Here is a 19,652-nt window from a genome sequence, read left to right on the forward strand (position 1 = left end):
ACTTTATATATGTGCTAGTTGGTTAAACTAATAGGGTAATAATATTCGGGAAGGAAGTACAAAGTTATGGATTTCGAAACGGTTATGCAGGAGCTTGAAGCCCTGGGTAAAGAACGAATGAAAAAAATATACATGTCCAATGGTGCGCATGAACCGGTTTTTGGGGTGGCTACGGGTGCTATGAAACCAATGGCTAAGAAAATAAAAATCAATCAACCTTTAGCAGAAGAGCTTTATGCCACAGGAAACTACGATGCAATGTACTTTGCAGGCATTATTGCGGACCCAAAAGCCATGACTGAGGCAGATTATGATCGTTGGATGGATGGTGCGTATTTTTATATGCTTTCTGACTATGTGGTAGCAGTAACTTTATCAGAATCTGACATAGCACAAGAAGTTGCTGATAAATGGATTGCGAGTGGTGAGGAGCTGAGAATGTCAGCAGGCTGGAGCTGCTATTGCTGGCTATTAGGGAATCGCAAAGACCATGAATTTTCCGAAACCAAGATTTCCAATATGCTTGATCTAGTGAGGAATACGATTCATGATTCACCAGAACGTACAAAATCGGCAATGAATAATTTTCTATACACGGTGGGAATTTCATATGTGCCGCTTCATGAAAAAGCAGTCGAGACTGCAACGGAAGTGGGGATCGTTGAAGTCAAACGGGACAAGAAAAAAAGCAGTCTCCTCAATTCTTATGAAAGTATTCAAAAAGAATTGGATAGAGGGAAGCTAGGCTTCAAGCGGAAATATGTTAGGTGTTAAGATTAGCTTTGAGCTGGGGTGTTGGTTTGGGAAGGATCAATGCCCTTTTGTTTTAACTGAATGTTGTTTCACTATGTATGAAAAATAAACGGAGAAATTCCGTCTAAATTTGAAAATACCTACAAATCCTTATAAATAGGGGTCGTTTTTTTCATCTAATTTATCCAAATCTTTGAATTTTACCTTTTTTAGAGCAGTTAATCGGAATTTCTCCGCTAATACCCTCTTCTAAAGCCTTCCATATATACATTAGCGGGAAATTCTCCGTCTATGAATTCGTATATCTACAAGAAATCAATAGGGAGAAAGTGGAAATGGATTGCAAACTTCGTAATTCGCAATCCAAAGAATTATCAATTAAAAGCAAATATAGCAAGGGTATAAACCCTTGCTATTTCTAATGAATTTTATTCACTCTAGCCCTACAAATTGTCCAACGGCTTAATATTCGACACCATCTACTTATTATTAATTTGTACATATAACTCATCGTATTTTTCTGCTAATGTAAAATCTAAATCTGTTAATCCCCTCGCATGCCAGGAGGTAATTTTTACAGAGATAAGCTTATAGTCGATAGAGATAAAGGGATGATGCTTCATTCGTTCCGACAGTTGGGCAACATGTTGAACAAATTCGATACCATTCAGAAATTCCTTAAATCGATACTTCCGTTCAATCCACTTTTCATCGATCAGCTTCCAGTTTGGGTTTTCTGCGAGTTTGATTTGGATGGCTTCGCTACTTAGTTTTTCCATGTTCATTGCCCTCTCGTTATTTTCATATGATCATGGAACAATTTCAAATACAGTTCCCTGGTTTAAATCAGTCACATTCATAGAGCCATAAACGCCTAAGTATAATTTTGTCTGGTAAATATTCGTTCCCAGACTCATATAATAAGCTGATTGATCCCCAAAATTATAATCGGTTTCAATTACACTAAAATCACTTAGTTTACAATCCGGTCTTACCTTGGTATAAGCTAAAGCCCCTCTAACCGGAGTTAGAGACTCCTCTTTCCGGGCAGCGTCTGTAAATACAACGCTTCCTGTTAAAGTGGGGATTCCTTTTCCCATATATGGATGAACGCCCGTAAGTGCAGTTCCCGCGAACTTATCAGGGCGGGTATCCTTGTGGTAATAACTAGTTAAAGGTGGAATCCGCTTCACCGAGGTTTTAATAGCCTCATTATAATAAGCCATCACCTTTTCATCCAAATCCTGGTTTTCAGCGCAACGATTGATGGTCGAAGTAGGAAAAGCACCTTCCCACCCACGCCATCCAAAGTTAATAAACCCTTCTTGGTTGGTGAGATTTGTGGACAGTTCCCTTGTACCATTTGGGACGATGTACCTGTCACTACGTCCCACAATCTGAGTAACCGGTATTGGTTTATATTGGACAAATGAAAAAATCGACTCAGCCATATCCTGTCCGACAATTCCTACATATTTGATGTATTGATTATAATATCTTTGAAAGGAAATCCCCGGAATGTTTCGAACCCCTTTGGCGATGACTGTAAGTGTTTCTTGGATTGGTATAGGTAGTTCATTAAAACGTGTGACGATAGGTGGATTGTTGATTGATGTCTGTATCCCCACATCAATTTCAATGATTTTACCCGCAATTTCCATCTCGTCCTGGCTTAAATTAAACGGATCATAGCCTAAACCGCCATCTCCAGTCGTTAAAACAAGTTTTCCAGTTTCAGGAGAAAAGTTTAAGCTATTCACCCCATTATGATTAAAAAAGGGTCTCCTTAAGTTAAGTAAGGTTCGACGTATTTGAGGTTGGCCATTCGCTTGTAAAACCCATTCTTCCACTGTATCGATATGATCAAATTGAGTCTCTCGATTTGTCCACTTTAAATTTAATGTTTTTGGATCACACGGGTTGGGTTTAAAAGATTCGGAAGGAGCAACTGGACCTTGTGAACCAGCTATTGAATAATGAAGATAAAACAAGCCGTTTGCATGAAATTGGGGGTGAAACGCTAATCCTACCAATCCCCTCTCATCATAACCACCAGGGCCCCCTAGTTTTAGAATTCGTGATCGAATATCTAAAAAGACCCGAAAACTTGAGTTTCCTATGTAAAAGATTTCACCGACCTGGGTTGCAATAAATAATCTTTCAATGGAGTCACCCGGAAGGATAGCTGTTTTTAAAACAGTAGGTAAATTGACCCGATTTAAGATGGGACGTAAACCAACCTTAACTTTTCTCAACAAACATCTCATCCCTTCTCATTGCTTTTTATATCAGAATATGAGTAGAACGGTTCTAATAGTACCCATAAGGGACGTGGAATCTTCGATGCATTAGTAAAATAACATGCATAATTTCCATTCTCGCTGCATTTACCTATTATGGGGGGAGTCCAGATGAGGTCAATTTTCAAAAAAGTAACTTCTAGTTTTAGTGGAGATGAGCTAATCCCATCTATTGAAAAATATTCTAAGGCTATGAGGATAGCAGTTGGTGCCCTGTTAGGTTCAATAGCCGTTATTTTTCAGTCTGCGGGGATTTTTACTGGTATTGGTTATATTCTTAGCATGATGACCACGGGTCCTCTTGTACTTGCGAGCCTTATGTCACTTAGAATAGGTGTATTGACTTATTTCGTAACTATATTTCTATTAGCAATGCTCCAGCCAAGTGAGCTATTGGTGTTCATTTTTACGACAGGATTATTAGGACTTAGCTTAGGGATTGGTCTTAAGTATTTAAAGAAAAGTATACTTATTATTTTTTTTGCCGCATTATGTTTGACTCTAGGTATCAGTTTTTTATTATATGTATTGAAATTTCCAATATTGGGTCCATCGGTAACATCTCATTTTAATAGTCTAGTTCTTTTAGGGATATTCGCCTTTTCATTCTTGTATAGTTGGATTTGGAAGAAAGTCAGTATCTCTGGTTTTAAAGGACTTAATAAAATTTTTTCTGGACGGTAGAGGACAGGGGCTGCCCTAAAATTGGATAAGGGAAGGCTTTGGGCCCAACAGCAAATATGTAAGATGCAAAAAATTTGTTTCTCATCGGAGTGTCGATCTAAGAAGGATTGGCGCTCTTTTTTTGTGATTCAGGAAGCAAAAGAATAGCCAAATTGCACATTTGTCATGGTATACTAGTTCCGCTTACTATCATAGATTTTTTACGGTTAATTCGGATATACACTGAAAAAAAAAGGAGAGAATATTCATGACGGCGAAAGACATCGCAGCATTGTTTGGATTGGCTGCTTTATGGGGGGCATCATTTTTATTTATTCGGATAGCATCTCCAGAAATCGGTCCATTTCTAACTATTCAAGGGCGTGTAACAATAGCTGCAGCTGCATTATTGATTTATATTTTTATAATTGGGCAATCAACTGGATGGGGGAAACGTTGGAAACAATATTTGATGATCGGTGCACTGAATGCAGCGATTCCATTTACACTGATTGCTATGGCATCACTTCACCTGAACGCTTCAATGCTGGCCATTATTAATTCCATGACACCGCTATTTACTGCTCTTGTTGTTTGGGGCTGGATGAAGGAAAAATTAAGCACGCAAAAGTGGGTTGGTATTTTCGTTGGCATCATTGGAGTAATCATTCTAGTTGGTTGGAGTCCCGTATCATTTACTACAGAAGTAATCATTGCTATTGTGCTCTCTATACTTTCAACTGTATCCTACGGATTTGCTGGTGTTTATGCAAAAAAGGCATTTGATCGTGTACCACCATTCTCTGTTGCATTTGGACAACAAATGGGTGCAACCCTACTACTTATTCCTTTTACCCTATTCAATTTGCCAAAATCAACATCCGTTTTTACACCTATCGTTGGATTATCCGTCTTGAGTTTAGCACTTTTTTGTACTGCCATTGGGTATCTCCTGTATTTTTACTTAATTACAAGTGTAGGTCCCACTAAAACATTAAGCGTGACGTTCATGATTCCTCTGTTCGGTTTGATATGGGGGGCTGTTTTTCTTAATGAACATATTACTATAGGAATGATTGCTGGTCTTTTTGTTATTTTAAGCAGTATCTTCTTGATTTCAGATATAAAAGATAAACAAATAAAGAAAAAAGCAGCATAGTTAAGACCATACAAAGTTTCATCCATATTTGGATAGTAGCAGTTAACCTTTAATGTTTCCTTTATTGTCTTATAATGAGCGTGAAGAGAAAAGGCATCCCTAAAATATCTTTTTGGGGTGCTTTTTGTCCATATTATTTTTAAAAGCAGATGAGGGTCACGGGGAAATTAACGTTTATGTAGGGGGTAAAGCAGTAAAAATAGCTCAAGGTGAATGGTTTTTGTAAAACCATTCCTTCGAGCTTATACAAAAGTCGTTCGAATTGTAGAATAAAAAATAAAAAATAAAAGAACCGAGAGTGGTTTAAAACGCAATCTCGCTTCACCATAAACAAATTGGTTGACCTTATTTATTTTCGAAATCCCCAGCAAAATTCTTTACAACTGCTTTTATTTCCTCTAATTTATCCGGTTTTAATAGACTAATCATTTTAGGGAGGAACTCTTGAATGTCCTTTTGTGAAAAAGTGCCTTCTTGTTGCTTTCTAAAGTTTTCTGTAAGTATTTCTCTTGCTTCATCCTCCTTGCCCTCTTGAACTCTTTGTAAGATGAAATTTAAAAACATTTCTTGACCTTGCTTGTCCATTTCTTTTGCCTCCTAAATATTGAATGTAATACCTTTTAGTTTTGTTTTTTTATTATAACACCATAAGGTTGTATGTAATATATTATTTCGCAAAGTTTATGCGGATATTCCTACTTGAAAAAGTAATCAGTGTAATTAATTCAATACACAATGAAGGAATTTATTCTTGTTTTGTGGAATATAACATTAAATATCTCTTCTTGGAGATAAGTGGGAAGGTGAAAAAGTGGTTGAAAAGAGAAATGAAATTTGGGAATGGGTTAAAGCCCTTTTTATTGCAATCGTAGTCGCTTTTATTGTTCGTGCTTTTTTCTTTACTCCTGTTGTAGTAGAAGGTGCTTCCATGCAGCCTACTTTGCATGACCAAAATCGAATGATTGTAACGAAAATAGGTGAACCGAAAAGATTCGATGTCGTTGTCTTTCATGCTACAGGTGATAAAGACTTTATTAAAAGAGTCATTGGTTTACCAGGGGATCGCATTGAATATAAAAATGATACGTTGTATATAAATGGAGAACCTTACGATGAACCCTATTTAGACAAAAGTAAACAAGTGGTAAAAGATGGTCCACTTACGTATTCATTTACATTAAGGGAAACTCCAGTGGGTAGTGATGTCGTTCCAGAAGGACATTTGTTTGTGATGGGAGATAATCGGCGAAATAGTATGGACAGTCGGCATATTGGAGCGATTCCCATTGAAAAAATAGTTGGAAAAACGAATGTTGTAGTTTGGCCAATTAAAGAGATAAAGATAATTGATAAGTAAGTCAAAAAAGGTGCGCAACTAGCACCTTTTTTGATTGCAGTTAAAAGATTTTTCTTTTATTCATATAGAAGCTTCTCCAGCAATTGAATACGAATAACAAAAGAACCCCCCACTATTAAAGGGAGATTATTGGTATCATCATAATATAAATTCTGAGATAGCGGGAAAACGGCTAGTGGTGTCCCTAGCCGTTTCGTACAAATTTGTTTCGTAGCAAATATACAAACAAAAACATAAACAAAGGAACAATATAGCTGATCATTTCTAAAAACATTGATTGCTGTTCGAACTCTGTTATCACGATTCCTCCATCTAAGCTACCGAGAGGTCCGTTAAAGATGCCATAGCAGACGTTCAGACCCCAATGTATGCCTGTGTCCGCCCAAAGCGAACCTGTTTTAAAAATTGCATAGGTTAACGATAGTCCAAGGATAAGAGAAAACAATGAGTTGGTAATACTGAACCCTTCATTCCAGGAGTCGTCTAGGGCATAAAGTATAAGGGAAATGATAAACACCCATTTCACAGGAATTCTCTCTTTTAAATGGCCAAATACAAACCCTCGGACGATGATGTCATTTAAAAAGGATCCGACTAAAAATATCAGCATCACCATCAAAAGTGAGTTGATTATTTCTGGGAACGACTTAACACCCGTAATCTCAAAACCACCAAAAAGATAGGTGAGTATGTACTTCAACAGCCAAAATGAAAAACCGATAATAAACCCGAATAACATATTTTTCCACCATTTTCGATGAAAGCTGATTCCGATATGTTTATACTCTTTTACCTTGGTTAGCATCAAAATTCCCTTCAATAATGGGAAAAACAAAAGGACTAATAAAACCTGTAGAAAAAAATTACTTGATTTTGCAATTCCCATGTTCAAATACAAATCTAGTACAATGAAACCTAGTATTACTTTACCGTAATAACCCATAGGTATCCCCTTATTCTTTTTATTCTTATGATAAGAAAAAAACAAGGTGCTGCCTAGTTTTTTTGAATATTTATAAGAAAATGTACAAAGGGGGCATAGATCCAAAAAGGATTTATGCCCCTGTTCGTTGAATAATAAAAAAATGTAATTCATAAAATTTAATGGGAGGAAAATCTAGGTAATGGGGATGTGAAAATAAAACTTTCATTCGGTCTTATTTTATTCTGTAAATTTATCCAAGTTATGTACAATTACCATTAAGATGTTCGCTTACAATTGAAGTATAAGAGATGGAGTGATTAATAAATATGCATTATGAAATGTACTCAATTTTACTTGTTATTTTTGGATTGATACTTTGGAGGCGAACAAGAGCTATGGTCCGCCCAATTAAAGGTTCAGGCTTGCGAATTTTGCTACCGCTGCTCTATATGTCACCCGCCCTTTCTGTTGTGATACAACCTTCAGTTCACATGACTTTAATAGAGATTGTCATTTCTGTGATATTTGGTACTCTCTTGTCTGTTCCATTGATTTATACAACTGGCTACGAGATTCGAGAGGATGGGAAAATATATGGAAAAAAGAGCATTGGTTTTGTGATTGCTTTAATTTTAGTATTTGTTAGCCGACGACTAGTTAATTACTTTTTACCAGGCATTGATGCTTTGACATTAAACGCTTTATCTATTATTTCTCTGTTTGTGTATGTAGGGTTATGGAGAATAATTAGTTTTATGAAATTCAAAAAAGTATATAACTCACATGTAGCCATGTAAGTCTTAGGGGTAATAATTTAATTAGTAAGAGACGAACTTTTGAATAATTACCCCATACAAAATTAATAGTTTCATATGAATTAAATGAGTGAAGGTGATGGAACCTAAATTAATAATACTTCATGATAATTAAAAAAGGATTAATGTATCACACTAATCCGATCAAAAGATATACCGCTGTTCCCCAGATAAAGATGGCGGAGAATTTGTTGAACATCTTCATTAAAACCCCTGTTCCATCTATTTTCTTCATGGTCGCACCTGCGAGCGTTAAGCCAAAAAACCACATCCAGGATACAATAATACAAGCAACGGTAAATAAGATTTGTTCTGTTCCAATATATTTTAATGCACTTGTACCAATTACGCCGACAATATCTAAAATGGCATGAGGGTTTAATAATGAAACCGAGGATGCGAAAATGATTTGTTGCCGGATTGGTAATGCTTTGTTCGCAGCATTAGCAGTTGGTTCAGACCGCCAAATCGCATATCCCATGTAAGTTAAAAACAAGATGCCAACAATCATTAGACTAATTCGTAGCCATTCAAACTGTAAGACAATAACGGATAAACCAAACACAGCTAAAAGAATTAACAGTGTATCGCACATTGCAGCTGTAATGGTCGCAGGAAATGCGCGTAGTAATTTTGGTTGTGTTGCTCCTTGAGAAAAAACAAATACATTCTGTACACCTAAAGGTAAAATAAGACCAAATGCTAAGATGATTCCGTGTAGAATGGCTTCCATTTTATCAATCCTTTCAATTCCTAACAAACTATGATACAACTAAAAGAAAAATCACATCATCATTCCCCATTGTACATAATTATCTTATTCTTGAGTAAACTTTCATCAAAAGATAGTATATAGTAAGGACAGCATTAGGAAGGAAGACAACATGGATAAACGAATTTATTTTTTAATGATCATTGCCTTTATTATCGGGATGGTTGAACTAATCATTAGCGGGATTGTCGATTTAATTGCTGAAGATTTACAAGTAAGTATCGGACAAGTCGGTTTGCTGATCACTGTTTTTGCAGTTATTTTTGCAGTGGCATCACCCATTTTACTTGTCATGACAGCTAAAATCGAAAGAAAACGGCTAACCTTGGTTTGCTTATACATATTTTTAGTGGGCTGTATCGTAACGGTATTTGCGCCTACCTATTCTATTTTGTTTATCGGAAGAATTATATTAGCGTTAAGTGGAGCACTTTTAATCATATTGTGTTTAGTAATGGCTCCAAGCTTAGTAGGAGAACAGTATAAAGGCAGGGCGATTGGAATTGTCTCTATGGGTGTGAGTGCTTCTTTAGTTTTAGGAGTTCCAATCGGACTTGTCATGGGAGATAGCTTCGGCTGGAGAGCGCCTTTCGTACTTATCACTGTATTGACAGCTTTATCCATTATTGGCGTTCATTTATTTATGGAACGTATAGAACCAAAACCTCAAATTCCGTTGAGGCAGCAACTTACAGCATTTAAAAATCACAAAATCACATTAGGGCTTACAACGACATTCCTATATATGACGGGTCATACGATTATGTATGCCTATTTTAAGCCATATTTAGAAGCAACTACTGGTTTTAGTGCGAATTGGATAAGTGTCATCTATTTCATTTTTGGTTTTGCTGCTGACACAACGGAGAGAAGGGTTGATTTTCCTACGCTTGGAAATCCAACAAGACCAACGTCCGCTAGAACTTTTAGTTCAAGTTTTACATACCGCTCCTGTCCAGGCTCACCATTTTCAGCAATTTCCGGTGCTGGATTGGCAGGTGTCGCAAATCGGGAGTTACCTCTTCCGCCACGACCAGCTTTAGCAATGACTGCTCTTTGGCCATGCTGTGTTAAATCCGCAATGACCACTCCTGTGTCATCATCTGTTACGACAGTTCCAGGTGGCACTTTTACAATCATCGGTTCCGCATTTTTACCATGTTGATTCTTCGACATTCCGTGTTCTCCGCGCTTTGCCTTAAAATGACGTTGATAACGGAAATCCATCAAGGTTCTTAGCCCTTCTTCTACCTCAAAGATGACGTCGGCTCCTTTTCCGCCATCACCTCCAGCAGGTCCACCCATTGGAACATATTTTTCACGACGGTACGCAACCATTCCGTTACCACCGTCTCCACCTTTTACATATACTTTGACTTGATCTACAAACATATTTTATTCCTCCGGTATCTATGCACCTAAATCTTTATGCAATATATAATGTTAAACTTACTTCTTCATTATGTACTTTGTATTCCTTTATTTTCGGGAATGCTTTCGTTTTGCTCATTGCAGTTAGCCATTTTGTTAGGTTTTCCCTATTTTTTAGTATTCCACTAAAATCAAAAAAGAATCGAGTTTCCTCTGATGAACAATCTATGGTGAGTGATAAATGATTTTCTCCCAGTTCGTCAACTGCTTCTTCAAGTATCACAAAAAATTGTGAGGACAATTCGGTTAGTTCCATATCGTGGTTGGATAAGTTTCGAATCTCGCCGACGAGATCATAGTCTAATTGATATTTATGTGGCTCCCAATTAAAGGTCATGATAAGTGCAGCAAATGTTGGAATTTGTAAATTTGTGAGATGGGTTTCATTTTGAGTGTCAATTACAATTTCTTCAATAATGGCCTCTACCCGATCTATTTTATTTAGCGAGATATTTCCTTTGATTAGTTGTATTTTATTTAACCAATCATGACGTGTATGTTTTAATACATCGATCGTACTCCAATTTTTATTCATGTCATTTCCCCTAAATTTCGAATCTTGTCTAAAAATTATATCAAACCTTGAAAAATAACACTACATTCTTATAGTACGATTTTTGGTAAAAAACAAAAACTCTAACCATGTGGTTAGAGTTTTAAGTGTTATTACGCTTCTTGTGCAGCTGGGTATACACTTACTTGTTTGCGGTCACGGCCTAAACGCTCAAATTTAACAACTCCGTCAACTTTTGCGAATAGAGTGTCGTCACCACCACGGCCAACGTTTACTCCTGGATAGATTTTAGTACCGCGTTGACGGTATAAAATAGATCCACCAGTAACGAATTGACCATCAGCACGTTTTGCACCAAGACGTTTCGCGATTGAATCACGACCGTTCTTTGTACTACCTACCCCTTTTTTAGAAGCGAAGAATTGCAGGTCTAATCTTACGAACATTATTGTCCACCTCCTAATAGAAGTTCAAAAAGTCCGGGAAAAATGGCTGTCGAATTTCGTTGTCACTCTGACCCTCCGGTCCTCACGTATTAAAACCAAACGCTCCGGTCCTAAGGCCTATCGTTCCTAGAAGTTCTCGGCCCTTTTTGTCCTCCTTTTTGACCATTTATTATGTTTTTATGATTGAATTTTCATATATTGTCCATAATCAAGTTCAATCGTTTGTAAGGATACAAGCATTCCTTCTAGAAGAAGCTGTACCTTTTCCTCATTTGTTTCATCCTCAAGAGGAGGAATCTGACAGCGGAGGAAACCATTTTTTTCTTGCTCCAATATCGGCTCTACGTTACATAAAGCATATATGGAATTAATGGTACCAAAAGCAACTGCTGAGGCACCTGCACAAACGATATCCTTCCCAGGAACATCATATTCGGCATGTCCACTCATTGTGAATGAATCGATTCTACCTGAACTATTACGGTTAATAGTAACCTTTATCATGATAGAAAGCCTTATGCGTTGATTTTTTCGATTGTAACTTTAGTGTAAGGTTGACGATGACCTTGTTTTTTACGGTAGTTCTTTTTAGCCTTATATTTGAAAACAATGATCTTCTTAGCGCGACCTTGCTTTTCAACTTTAGCTGTAACAGTTGCACCTTCAACAGTTGGGCTACCAACTTTCACGTTTTCGCCACCTACGAATAAAACCTTGTCAAATGTAACTGTTCCACCTTGTTCTACGTCAAGCTTTTCAACATAGATTTCTTGGCCTTCTTGAACTTTAATTTGCTTACCGCCAGTTTCAATAATTGCGTACATACTTGCACCTCCTAATATTTTGGACTAAGACTCGCCACTACACAGGCGCTCCATTTAAGGAAACTTAAATACCTGGAATGTGCGGTTGTAGCAATGGGTGCTACAAACAATAACATGAAAATATTATCACAAAAGCGTCGTTGCGTCAATATAATTATCAATATTGATCTAGGATTGAATGTGTAGCCTTGCTTTTATTTCGTCATTGCTACCTAATTGTCTAATGGTGTAATCATGTTTTGCAGAAGCTAATTCAGTTATGTAAATTTTAATGGATAAAGCATCTTCTAACCTTTTCTTATGCTCGTTATGAGCTCCTAGAAAAACATGTTTCACTTCATCAGTTGCCTCAATCCAGACAGCATCATGGTCCATCCCTTGGTGCTCCCATAGTTCTCGCTCAAGCTTAAAGACAACAGTTTCTGCAGAGTCAATCCGACCAGTACCTGAACATGTTGGACAGTTTGTCTGTAAAATAGCAGACAAGTCGTTTCGTGTCTTCTTACGGGTCATTTCCAAAATACCGAGGGAAGTAAAGCCATGAATGGTCACACGATTTCTATCTTCCTTTGCTACAGACCTTAATGCATGTATTACCTTTTGACGTTCAACATCTAGCTTCATATCAATAAAATCAATCAAGATAATTCCGCTAATATCCCTTAGTATTAACTGATTTGCAATTTCTTTTGCTGCAGCTAAATTTGTTTTAAACACGGTGTCTTGTAAATTTTCTTTTCCTTGAAATTTACCGGTATTTACGTCTATAATCGTTAAAGCTTCCGTTTGTTCAATTAACAAATAGGCGCCATTGTCGATCCACACAATTTGCTTAAGACCTCTTTCAATTTCTTTCTCAATCCCATAGAAAGAAAAAATATTTTCTTTTCCACGAAAAAAGCTGACCTTTTCTTCACCAAGTTGTTCCTTTAACTCTCGAAACGTTTGTGCATCATCAATCACAATCCCTTTAATATTTTCAAGCCGATTCTCTAGTAAAATTTTATCCGCTAGATTATTTGCATCAAATAACAAGCTTGGTGGCTTGAGCTTTTTTTGTTGGTCTTGTAACACTTTGAAACGACTTCGCCCAAATTCAAGCTCTTTCAGTATCTTTGTCTCATCTTGATTTTCACAAGCCGTTCGAATAATTAGACCCTCTTGATTTTGAAGATATGTTTGTCCAAACTTGCGCCATCTATTCCGTTCTTCTTCCTCTTTCATTTTCCGAGAGACCGCCACATAATTGCCAAACGGCAAATAAACAAGGGAAGCCCCAGGAAATTCAATTAGACCAGTTAATTTAGGGCCTTTCCGTTCCGCCCCTTCTTTCGTTACCTGGACAATGATTTCCTCACCTTGTCTAATAAAATGGGATATGCTCTTTTCTTTTTCACTAGGGGGTGAGAGATGATAGGTCGCAAGCTGTTCTCGCCCGATATAACCGTTCCTGCCTAAGCCAATATCGACAAAAGCTGCTTGCATCCCCGGAAGGACATCAATCACACGCCCCTTATAAATATTTCCGACGATTTCTTTATGTTTTGGTTGTTGGATATTTAATTCAAGAACTTTATTTCCCTCAATTACTGCTACACGCTTTTCACTTGTTTTTACATTCATTATTATTGTTTTCAAACTCTTAATCCTCACTTTGACGTTACACTTTCTTTTTTTAATGTAACCTATCTAGCAACGTCAATACAAGTAGAGAAGCTCTCCAACCGGTTGAGTAATTTTTTTATCATTAAAATAGGCATGTAAAAGCTCATTTTCATCAAGGGGAAGTTGGTTCTCCCCGTCCTTCTGTATCACAATCGGGTGCTTATATCCTCGTTGAAACATTGATAAAACGCTATAAACCATCACTGATTCATCTACTATCAATGGCTTTAACTTCGTAAAAGTATCTTGCTTTCCATAATAGCGCTCCAGTAAAAACCTCATAAACACGAAATGACGCTTCCGCCATTCCATAATAATCGAGAATATTAGGAAGGAAAGGATGACCCAGAGATTAAGATTAGTAGGACTATAGAAAACCATCCCAATTAAAATGAACACTACAACTAAGCTTGATGTAATAATCATCCGCTTATGTGCTTCAAAAAAGGAATGCCGATAAGAGAAAAACAAATAGAGAAGCTTCCCTCCATCTAATGGCCATATAGGAAGAAGATTAAAGAAAAAGATAACCGCATTATGATAAAAAAAGAGATCAAAGGTTTTTTCTGAAATAACAGAGCCTACTGTTAATAAATATGCAACTGCCACCATCCAAATATGTTGAAGGGGTCCTGCTAAAATAACAAGGAGCTCCTCCTTCAATGGACGATTTCCATGCTCATCCATCTCCGCCACACCACCAAATGGAAGGAGCTGAATCCTTTTAATTCTCCATGAAAAAAAATGGGCACATGCTGCATGTCCCATTTCGTGGACAAATATGATAAAAAATAACATCAATAACTCTCTAAAATGCGCAGTAATAACTGCCACACCGACGATGAGCCAAAGTAATGGATGTATTTCAATTCTTCTGAGGAGTTTAAAATATTTATTCAAATTTTATCACCTGTATCGGATCAATAAATGTTTCACCTTGCTTAATTGCAAAATAATACGTTCCTTTGTTGTCACCTTCTGGATCTTGAACTTTACCAACCTCTTGGCCAGCCTCCACATAATCATAAAGCATAACGTCGACAGTTCCTAAATTTCCATACCAAGTTTCAGAGCCATCACTATGCTGGATCACAACTGTTTTACCAAGATCACCTTTAACTGCCAACTCAATCACTTTTCCTGAATTCATTGCTTCCACTACCTTACTGTCCGTTTCCACAATAATTCCTTGGCCATTTGCTTCAAAAGTTTCAGTCACTTTTCCTGCAGCAGGAAGAGCATATTTACCTGGTGTAGGGCTCTCGTTTTTTTCTTTATTTTGATTGATTGGGATCAATGCTAGTGGACTGCCAAATGTATCTTTATACCATTCAGTTACAGCAGCAAATTGAAATTCAGTCTTCATTGTACTTGATACAAAATGCCGGACATTCTCAAATGTCGGGGATTGATTTTTAAATACGATTCCTATTGATAAAACAAGAATAGCCGAGAGTAACACTTTAAAAAGAAAAACTTCCTTTCGAAAAAGAGGATGCCCACCTTCTCCTGGTTCACCGCCATTAAAAGATGTGTATGTACTACCCCCGTAACGTTCCTCATCACTCGCTAAAAAGGGAGGAGCTGCTTTTCGAGGGATGGAAGTGTTAGAGTTTCTCTCACGCTTTCTCTTTTCAATCCGCCTTCTAATATCATTCGCTCGCTTACTCATATTTTCACATCATCCCTTGTCCATATTATTTGTACAAGTTTATGTTTGAGAGAGTTCGGTTATGACTATATGAAGCTTTTTATATAGTAAATAAAGAAGGATGGGATTACTCCACATCCTTCTTCCTACACTATTATTTCTTTCCTGGATTATCCGGTTTTCCCGGTTTTTCAGGCTTTCCTGGTTTCTCTGGCTTACCCGGTTTTTCAGGCTTTCCTGGTTTGCCGTCATCTCCTTGCACGTTGATGATTAGCTTTCCTGCTGCTAGTTGTCGAGCTTCGTTACCAAACTGGTCTCTTACAATTACTTCAATCTCAGCACCATCTGCAACTACGCTAGAAACTGCAGTCCAGTATCCTTCATAGACACCAGATGAGACCTCTTGTAATGGAAGTTCTGTAACATCGCTAAGACCTACTGTATTTGTCAATGGTAAACGAATTGCGTAGTATGCGTTCAATCCTGGTTCACTTGTGAATTCAATCTTCACACTCTCACCTGATTTTAAATGTACATCGTCTGTAGGTTTTAGATCAGCTATCGTTATTTCGCCAAATTTAGCAAATACTGTAACTTGATTATTCGTTGAATTACCCGCTTTGTCAGTAGCAACTACTACAATTTTGTTTTCACCATTTTCAACTAGAACACGTTTTGTAAAGCTACCATCTGTTATTGTTGCGCTCTCACCATTTACTGTTACAGTATCGATATTCTCATCCTGTACAGTACCTGTTACAGTAATAGCTTCTTTATTTGTCTTTAAACCATCTTCAGGACTAGTTATAGCTAGCTCAGGTGCTGTTTGGTCAAGTATGACAACTACAGCTTCTGATTCGTCCGTAATACCAGTTTCAGTTGATGCCTTCGCAGTCAATGAATTCTCACCAACTTTTAATTCAACATCTACAGAATACGTACCCTCAGCAGTTGTATCTGTTGTTGCTACTTCTTCACCATCGTTAAATACGTGAACAGTTGTTGTAGGAGCAGCCTTTCCTTCAACTGTTACATTAGGATTATTTGTGAAAGACCCTGTCACTGGTGAAGTAATCGTAGGTGCTGTTACTTCATAATTAACTGTAGCACGAATCATATAGTTACCTTCATCTTCTGGTGCCAGTGACCAACCACCACCGACAAACTGCCAGCTTCGGCCAGAAAACTTACCATCTTCATCAGTTCCGAGTCCAGGTGCATTTGGATTTGGATCTGCTTGGATGTACACCATATAGAAGTCGCCTTCTACAATGATTCCTTCTGCAGCTAGATCAACATTTGTCCATTGGCCCGTACGAAGTGCTGTTGCATCAATTGGTCCAGCCAGTTTCTTACCTGGAGCTCCATCTGTTCCAGTAGCATCCCATACTTCTACCTTGAATTTTGTACCCCCTGGAGTTGGCCATGAGGTATCCCAGAAACGGAAGAGTCCTCCTGTAACAAGTGCTGTATCATTACCTTCAGCTAAAGACATTTTCACAGCCCAGCCATTTCCAGCATCATAAAAGGCACGAGCATTTTCCGCTGTACCATCATCATAACCAATTTCCCCTGGATATCCGATGAATGGTCGTAACTCAATATTTTGTTCTAACGCTCCGCCATCCAGGACAACTTCAATTGATTCACTGTAGTAGGAAGGTGCCATTACACGAATAGTATATGTGCCTTCATAAGCTGTAAGTGAATAATGACCATTTGCATCTGTCTCAACAGGAGTTACATTAGCATCTTCTACAAGTAACAAAGTTGCACCTGAAACTGGTTCACCTGTTGCTGCATTTGTCACAGTACCGGAAACCGTTCCTTTAGTTTTTTCTTCTAACACAAAGTTTGCTACTGCCTCACCATCGGCCTCAACTGTTACAGTTTGCTGAGCTGGATGATATCCATAGCTTTCCGCAATTACTGTAAAATCTCCTGTTCCATGAATTAATTCATATGCTCCAGTTGCAGGGTTAGTTGTAACAGATCTACCTGATTCAACAATACTTACTTGAGCATTTAATGGTAATGCCTGTGGGTTAACTTTATCAATATTGATTTCCTTCATGCCAATGTGTGGACCTGCAGGTTTAATTTTGGCAGGATCAACTTTTTCCCCTTCTTTAAGGTCAACTGAGGTTTCTCCTTTATCAAACGTTATTCCTAATTCAGCATTATTTGTGGTTGTCAGTGCCTGATTAGAAAGGCGCACATCATCAATGTACCATCCATCACGAACTACACTTCCATCTGTCGTAACATTAAAGCCAATAAAAATTCTTTGACCTGCATACGCAGATAAATCAACTTCCGCAGACTGCCAGCCTGAAGATATGTCCGTAATACGACGCAGCTGTGTCCAGCTTTCCATATCTGTTGAAACAAATACATGACCGAAATCCCAGTTACGTTCAAGATTATACCAGTTCATGTATTGTAGATATGCAGGGCCTTCAGCTGGTATGTCTATAGGAGGCATTACTAGAGTCATATTACCACGACTAGCATATGTTCCTGATAGATTTGTAGCATACACTTTCTCGCCTGAATAAGCACCATTTGGTCCACTTGTTGGAGCACCCCATTGCCAAGAATCCTCAGCACCATATGAGAACCAACCTAATGGAGTAGATTCAAAGTCTTGGAAATATCCAACTGAAATTCCTGGTTTTACGGAAACTTCATAAACGTCTGTTGTTACATCATTTTGACCAAAATCAACAACCTGCCAACGATATGAAACAGAAGGCACTGAAATTTCTTCCCCTGGAATTACCGCCTCATATGTTCCTTCTTTGTAATTTCCTGATGTTTGAGTAGCTGCTACATTCACCCATTCACCAGCTTGATTTTCGTATTGAAGCACAACAGAAGTGATGCTAACATTGTCTTGAACAGAAATAGATAGTGGTAAATCCATACCTGCATACGTTTCGCCCGGTGCTGTATGCTCAAAAGTTGGAGCTGCTTCATCCGCACCGTCTTTTGCAACCTGACCTTTAATTTTCCCTAGCCCAGTAGCTACTGAGGATACAGCTAGATATGCGTTAACCAATCCATATCCGTAACCAAAGTTTGGAGAAGCTGGGAAAGTACTATCAGTTAAAGGTGTTGCAGTTGTTGTGATAATTTCTTCGATTTGATCAATGGTTAATGATGCATTTGCTTGTTTTAATAAAGCTACTACAGCAGAAATATGGGGTCCAGCCATTGATGTTCCGTTCCATCCACCCTCATAACCACTCCCAGGCACTGAAGATCGAATGTTCACTCCCGGGGCAGAAATATCAGGTTTCATATCTCCTGGATACGGTGATGGACCTTGTAACGAGAAGCTAGCTAAACGATTATTGATATCTGTAGCTCCTGTCGCAAATGATTCTGGGTAGTTTGCTGGATTTGCAATAGAACCAGGTCCACCCGGATTTGATAATGTTGTATTACCTGCAGAGAATTCCGGGAAGATTTCCGCTTCTCTCCAGTTTTNNTTCATCTAATCCTCGTCCTCCACCCCACGAGTTGTTCACAACATCCGGAGCCATATCCGGATTACCTCCTGGAGCAATAATCCAATCCCCAGCTTCTAATAGGTCAAAATCTGATCCGCCAGCTGATGTAAATGCCTTTACAGCAATCCACTTCGCACCTGGAGCAACCCCAATTTGATTCCCACCATTTGGCTCAGCTCCAACCATTGTACCTGTAACGTGAGTTCCGTGTCCGATATCATCCATTGGAGCAGTCCGTCCAGCCGTGGCATCAAACCAGCTATATTGATGATTCGGATTATTTGGATTGGCTGGATTATATCCACGGTACTGTTCCATTAGTGCCGGATGGTTCCATTGAACACCCGTATCAATACTAGCCACAACTGTACCTGATCCATCAATTCCCATTTCCCAAACTTGCGGAGCACCTACACGATCAATATTCCACTCAATGTTTTGAGGGCTTGCTTTTGATTCAATAGCAACCGATGTCTCCACCTTGGCTGGAGTATGCAATTGACGATTTTCATTCGGTAACACCTTTTCAACCTCAGGGAATGTTGCAATTTTTTCCATAACTTCCTTAGTGGCAGTTAATCCCATTCCATTTACAATGAAGAAGGATTTAATATCCTTTGCATTACCAGCAGCTTCTTCTTTTTCAAGGTACTCCTTTACATTGCCTTGTGTTTCGATTGCAGTTGTTCGTAGTTCCGAAACGATAGCATTTCGCTTTATCGATTTCGTTTGAGCGACTGTTGCTTTTTGTAAACTTGCTTTTTTAGCAGCTTCATTTGCCACTTTCTTTGAATCTACTTGTTCCTTGAATTTAACAAGAAATGTAACCATTTTGTCATTAGCGAATTGGTCTTGTAAGCTC

At 38.1% G+C, this 19,652-nt stretch carries 17 protein-coding genes, 3 pseudogenes and 1 other annotated feature; of the genes and pseudogenes, 6 read left to right on the forward strand and 14 right to left on the reverse strand.

The window, feature by feature from the left end; translation table 11 throughout:
- Positions 1 to 66 precede the first annotated feature (66 nt).
- Positions 67 to 774: a DNA alkylation repair protein gene (locus V7147_RS13390; protein ID WP_335368354.1), complete on the forward strand. Its 708-nt coding sequence runs from the start codon at positions 67 to 69 to the stop codon at positions 772 to 774.
- Positions 775 to 1,232: 458 nt separating this feature from the next.
- Here V7147_RS13390 and V7147_RS13395 read toward each other — a convergent pair whose 3' ends face one another.
- Positions 1,233 to 1,532 (reverse strand): 4a-hydroxytetrahydrobiopterin dehydratase, encoded by a 300-nt coding sequence (locus V7147_RS13395; protein WP_335368355.1) that lies wholly within the window; start codon positions 1,530 to 1,532, stop codon positions 1,233 to 1,235.
- Positions 1,533 to 1,562: 30 nt separating this feature from the next.
- Positions 1,563 to 3,008, reverse strand: a complete 1,446-nt coding sequence (locus tag V7147_RS13400) for a glucose dehydrogenase (RefSeq protein WP_335368356.1) — start codon at positions 3,006 to 3,008, stop codon at positions 1,563 to 1,565.
- Between the two features lie 156 nt (positions 3,009 to 3,164).
- Between V7147_RS13400 and V7147_RS13405 the strand changes: the two genes are divergently transcribed.
- On the forward strand, positions 3,165 to 3,737 hold the full coding sequence (locus V7147_RS13405) for a hypothetical protein (RefSeq protein ID WP_335368357.1): 573 nt from the start codon (positions 3,165 to 3,167) through the stop codon (positions 3,735 to 3,737).
- Between the two features lie 247 nt (positions 3,738 to 3,984).
- The gene (locus V7147_RS13410) at positions 3,985 to 4,875 is read left to right on the forward strand and encodes a DMT family transporter (protein WP_335368358.1); all 891 of its coding nucleotides are present in this window, start codon (positions 3,985 to 3,987) and stop codon (positions 4,873 to 4,875) included.
- A gap of 345 nt (positions 4,876 to 5,220) precedes the next feature.
- On the opposite strand, the gene V7147_RS13415 is transcribed toward V7147_RS13410, so the two are convergent.
- Positions 5,221 to 5,460 (reverse strand): hypothetical protein, encoded by a 240-nt coding sequence (locus tag V7147_RS13415; RefSeq protein ID WP_335368359.1) that lies wholly within the window; start codon positions 5,458 to 5,460, stop codon positions 5,221 to 5,223.
- A 226-nt stretch (positions 5,461 to 5,686) separates the two neighbouring features.
- Here V7147_RS13415 and lepB point away from each other — a divergent pair, with 226 nt between their 5' ends.
- Complete coding sequence (gene lepB, locus V7147_RS13420) at positions 5,687 to 6,232, forward strand: signal peptidase I (RefSeq protein WP_335368360.1); 546 nt, start codon at positions 5,687 to 5,689, stop codon at positions 6,230 to 6,232.
- Between the two features lie 184 nt (positions 6,233 to 6,416).
- On the opposite strand, the gene V7147_RS13425 is transcribed toward lepB, so the two are convergent.
- Positions 6,417 to 7,175, reverse strand: a complete 759-nt coding sequence (locus tag V7147_RS13425) for a CPBP family intramembrane glutamic endopeptidase (protein WP_335368361.1) — start codon at positions 7,173 to 7,175, stop codon at positions 6,417 to 6,419.
- Between the two features lie 377 nt (positions 7,176 to 7,552).
- Between V7147_RS13425 and V7147_RS13430 the strand changes: the two genes are divergently transcribed.
- Entirely contained in the window at positions 7,553 to 7,954 is a 402-nt protein-coding gene (locus V7147_RS13430; RefSeq protein ID WP_438824590.1) for a CcdC protein domain-containing protein, read from the forward strand.
- A gap of 148 nt (positions 7,955 to 8,102) precedes the next feature.
- Here the strand turns inward: V7147_RS13430 and V7147_RS13435 are convergent, their stop codons facing one another.
- Positions 8,103 to 8,705 (reverse strand): LysE/ArgO family amino acid transporter, encoded by a 603-nt coding sequence (locus V7147_RS13435; protein ID WP_335368362.1) that lies wholly within the window; start codon positions 8,703 to 8,705, stop codon positions 8,103 to 8,105.
- Between the two features lie 199 nt (positions 8,706 to 8,904).
- Here V7147_RS13435 and V7147_RS13440 point away from each other — a divergent pair.
- Positions 8,905 to 9,540 (forward strand): annotated as a pseudogene (locus tag V7147_RS13440) (MFS transporter); the annotation flags it as partial.
- Positions 9,541 to 9,581: 41 nt separating this feature from the next.
- Here the strand turns inward: V7147_RS13440 and V7147_RS13445 are convergent.
- The 9 genes and pseudogenes from V7147_RS13445 to V7147_RS13485 form a co-directional block, all read right to left on the reverse strand.
- A pseudogene (locus V7147_RS13445) lies at positions 9,582 to 10,136 on the reverse strand (GTPase ObgE); the annotation flags it as partial.
- A gap of 34 nt (positions 10,137 to 10,170) precedes the next feature.
- Positions 10,171 to 10,710, reverse strand: a complete 540-nt coding sequence (locus V7147_RS13450; protein WP_335368363.1) for a sporulation initiation phosphotransferase B — start codon at positions 10,708 to 10,710, stop codon at positions 10,171 to 10,173.
- A 131-nt stretch (positions 10,711 to 10,841) separates the two neighbouring features.
- Positions 10,842 to 11,135: a 50S ribosomal protein L27 gene (gene rpmA, locus V7147_RS13455; protein ID WP_010678277.1), complete on the reverse strand. Its 294-nt coding sequence runs from the start codon at positions 11,133 to 11,135 to the stop codon at positions 10,842 to 10,844.
- Between the two features lie 177 nt (positions 11,136 to 11,312).
- Positions 11,313 to 11,639, reverse strand: a complete 327-nt coding sequence (locus V7147_RS13460) for a ribosomal-processing cysteine protease Prp (protein ID WP_335368364.1) — start codon at positions 11,637 to 11,639, stop codon at positions 11,313 to 11,315.
- Positions 11,640 to 11,650: 11 nt separating this feature from the next.
- Entirely contained in the window at positions 11,651 to 11,959 is a 309-nt protein-coding gene (rplU, locus tag V7147_RS13465) for a 50S ribosomal protein L21 (protein WP_010678279.1), read from the reverse strand.
- 17 nt (positions 11,960 to 11,976) lie between these two features.
- Positions 11,977 to 12,056: a sequence feature (ribosomal protein L21 leader region), on the reverse strand.
- 71 nt (positions 12,057 to 12,127) lie between these two features.
- Positions 12,128 to 13,597: an Rne/Rng family ribonuclease gene (locus tag V7147_RS13470; protein ID WP_335368365.1), complete on the reverse strand. Its 1,470-nt coding sequence runs from the start codon at positions 13,595 to 13,597 to the stop codon at positions 12,128 to 12,130.
- A gap of 60 nt (positions 13,598 to 13,657) precedes the next feature.
- Positions 13,658 to 14,524: a M50 family metallopeptidase gene (locus V7147_RS13475; RefSeq protein WP_335368366.1), complete on the reverse strand. Its 867-nt coding sequence runs from the start codon at positions 14,522 to 14,524 to the stop codon at positions 13,658 to 13,660.
- Positions 14,517 to 15,296 carry a M23 family metallopeptidase gene (locus tag V7147_RS13480; RefSeq protein ID WP_335368367.1) on the reverse strand — a complete coding sequence of 260 codons (780 nt, stop codon included), beginning with the start codon at positions 15,294 to 15,296 and terminating at the stop codon, positions 14,517 to 14,519. Before V7147_RS13480 ends, V7147_RS13475 begins: the two co-directional genes overlap by 8 nt.
- Positions 15,297 to 15,429: 133 nt before the next feature.
- Positions 15,430 to 19,652 (reverse strand): annotated as a pseudogene (locus tag V7147_RS13485) (S8 family serine peptidase); the annotation flags it as partial.

Source organism: Bacillus sp. JJ1521 (genome assembly GCF_036965165.1).
GTDB lineage: Bacteria > Bacillota > Bacilli > Bacillales > Bacillaceae_L > Ferdinandcohnia.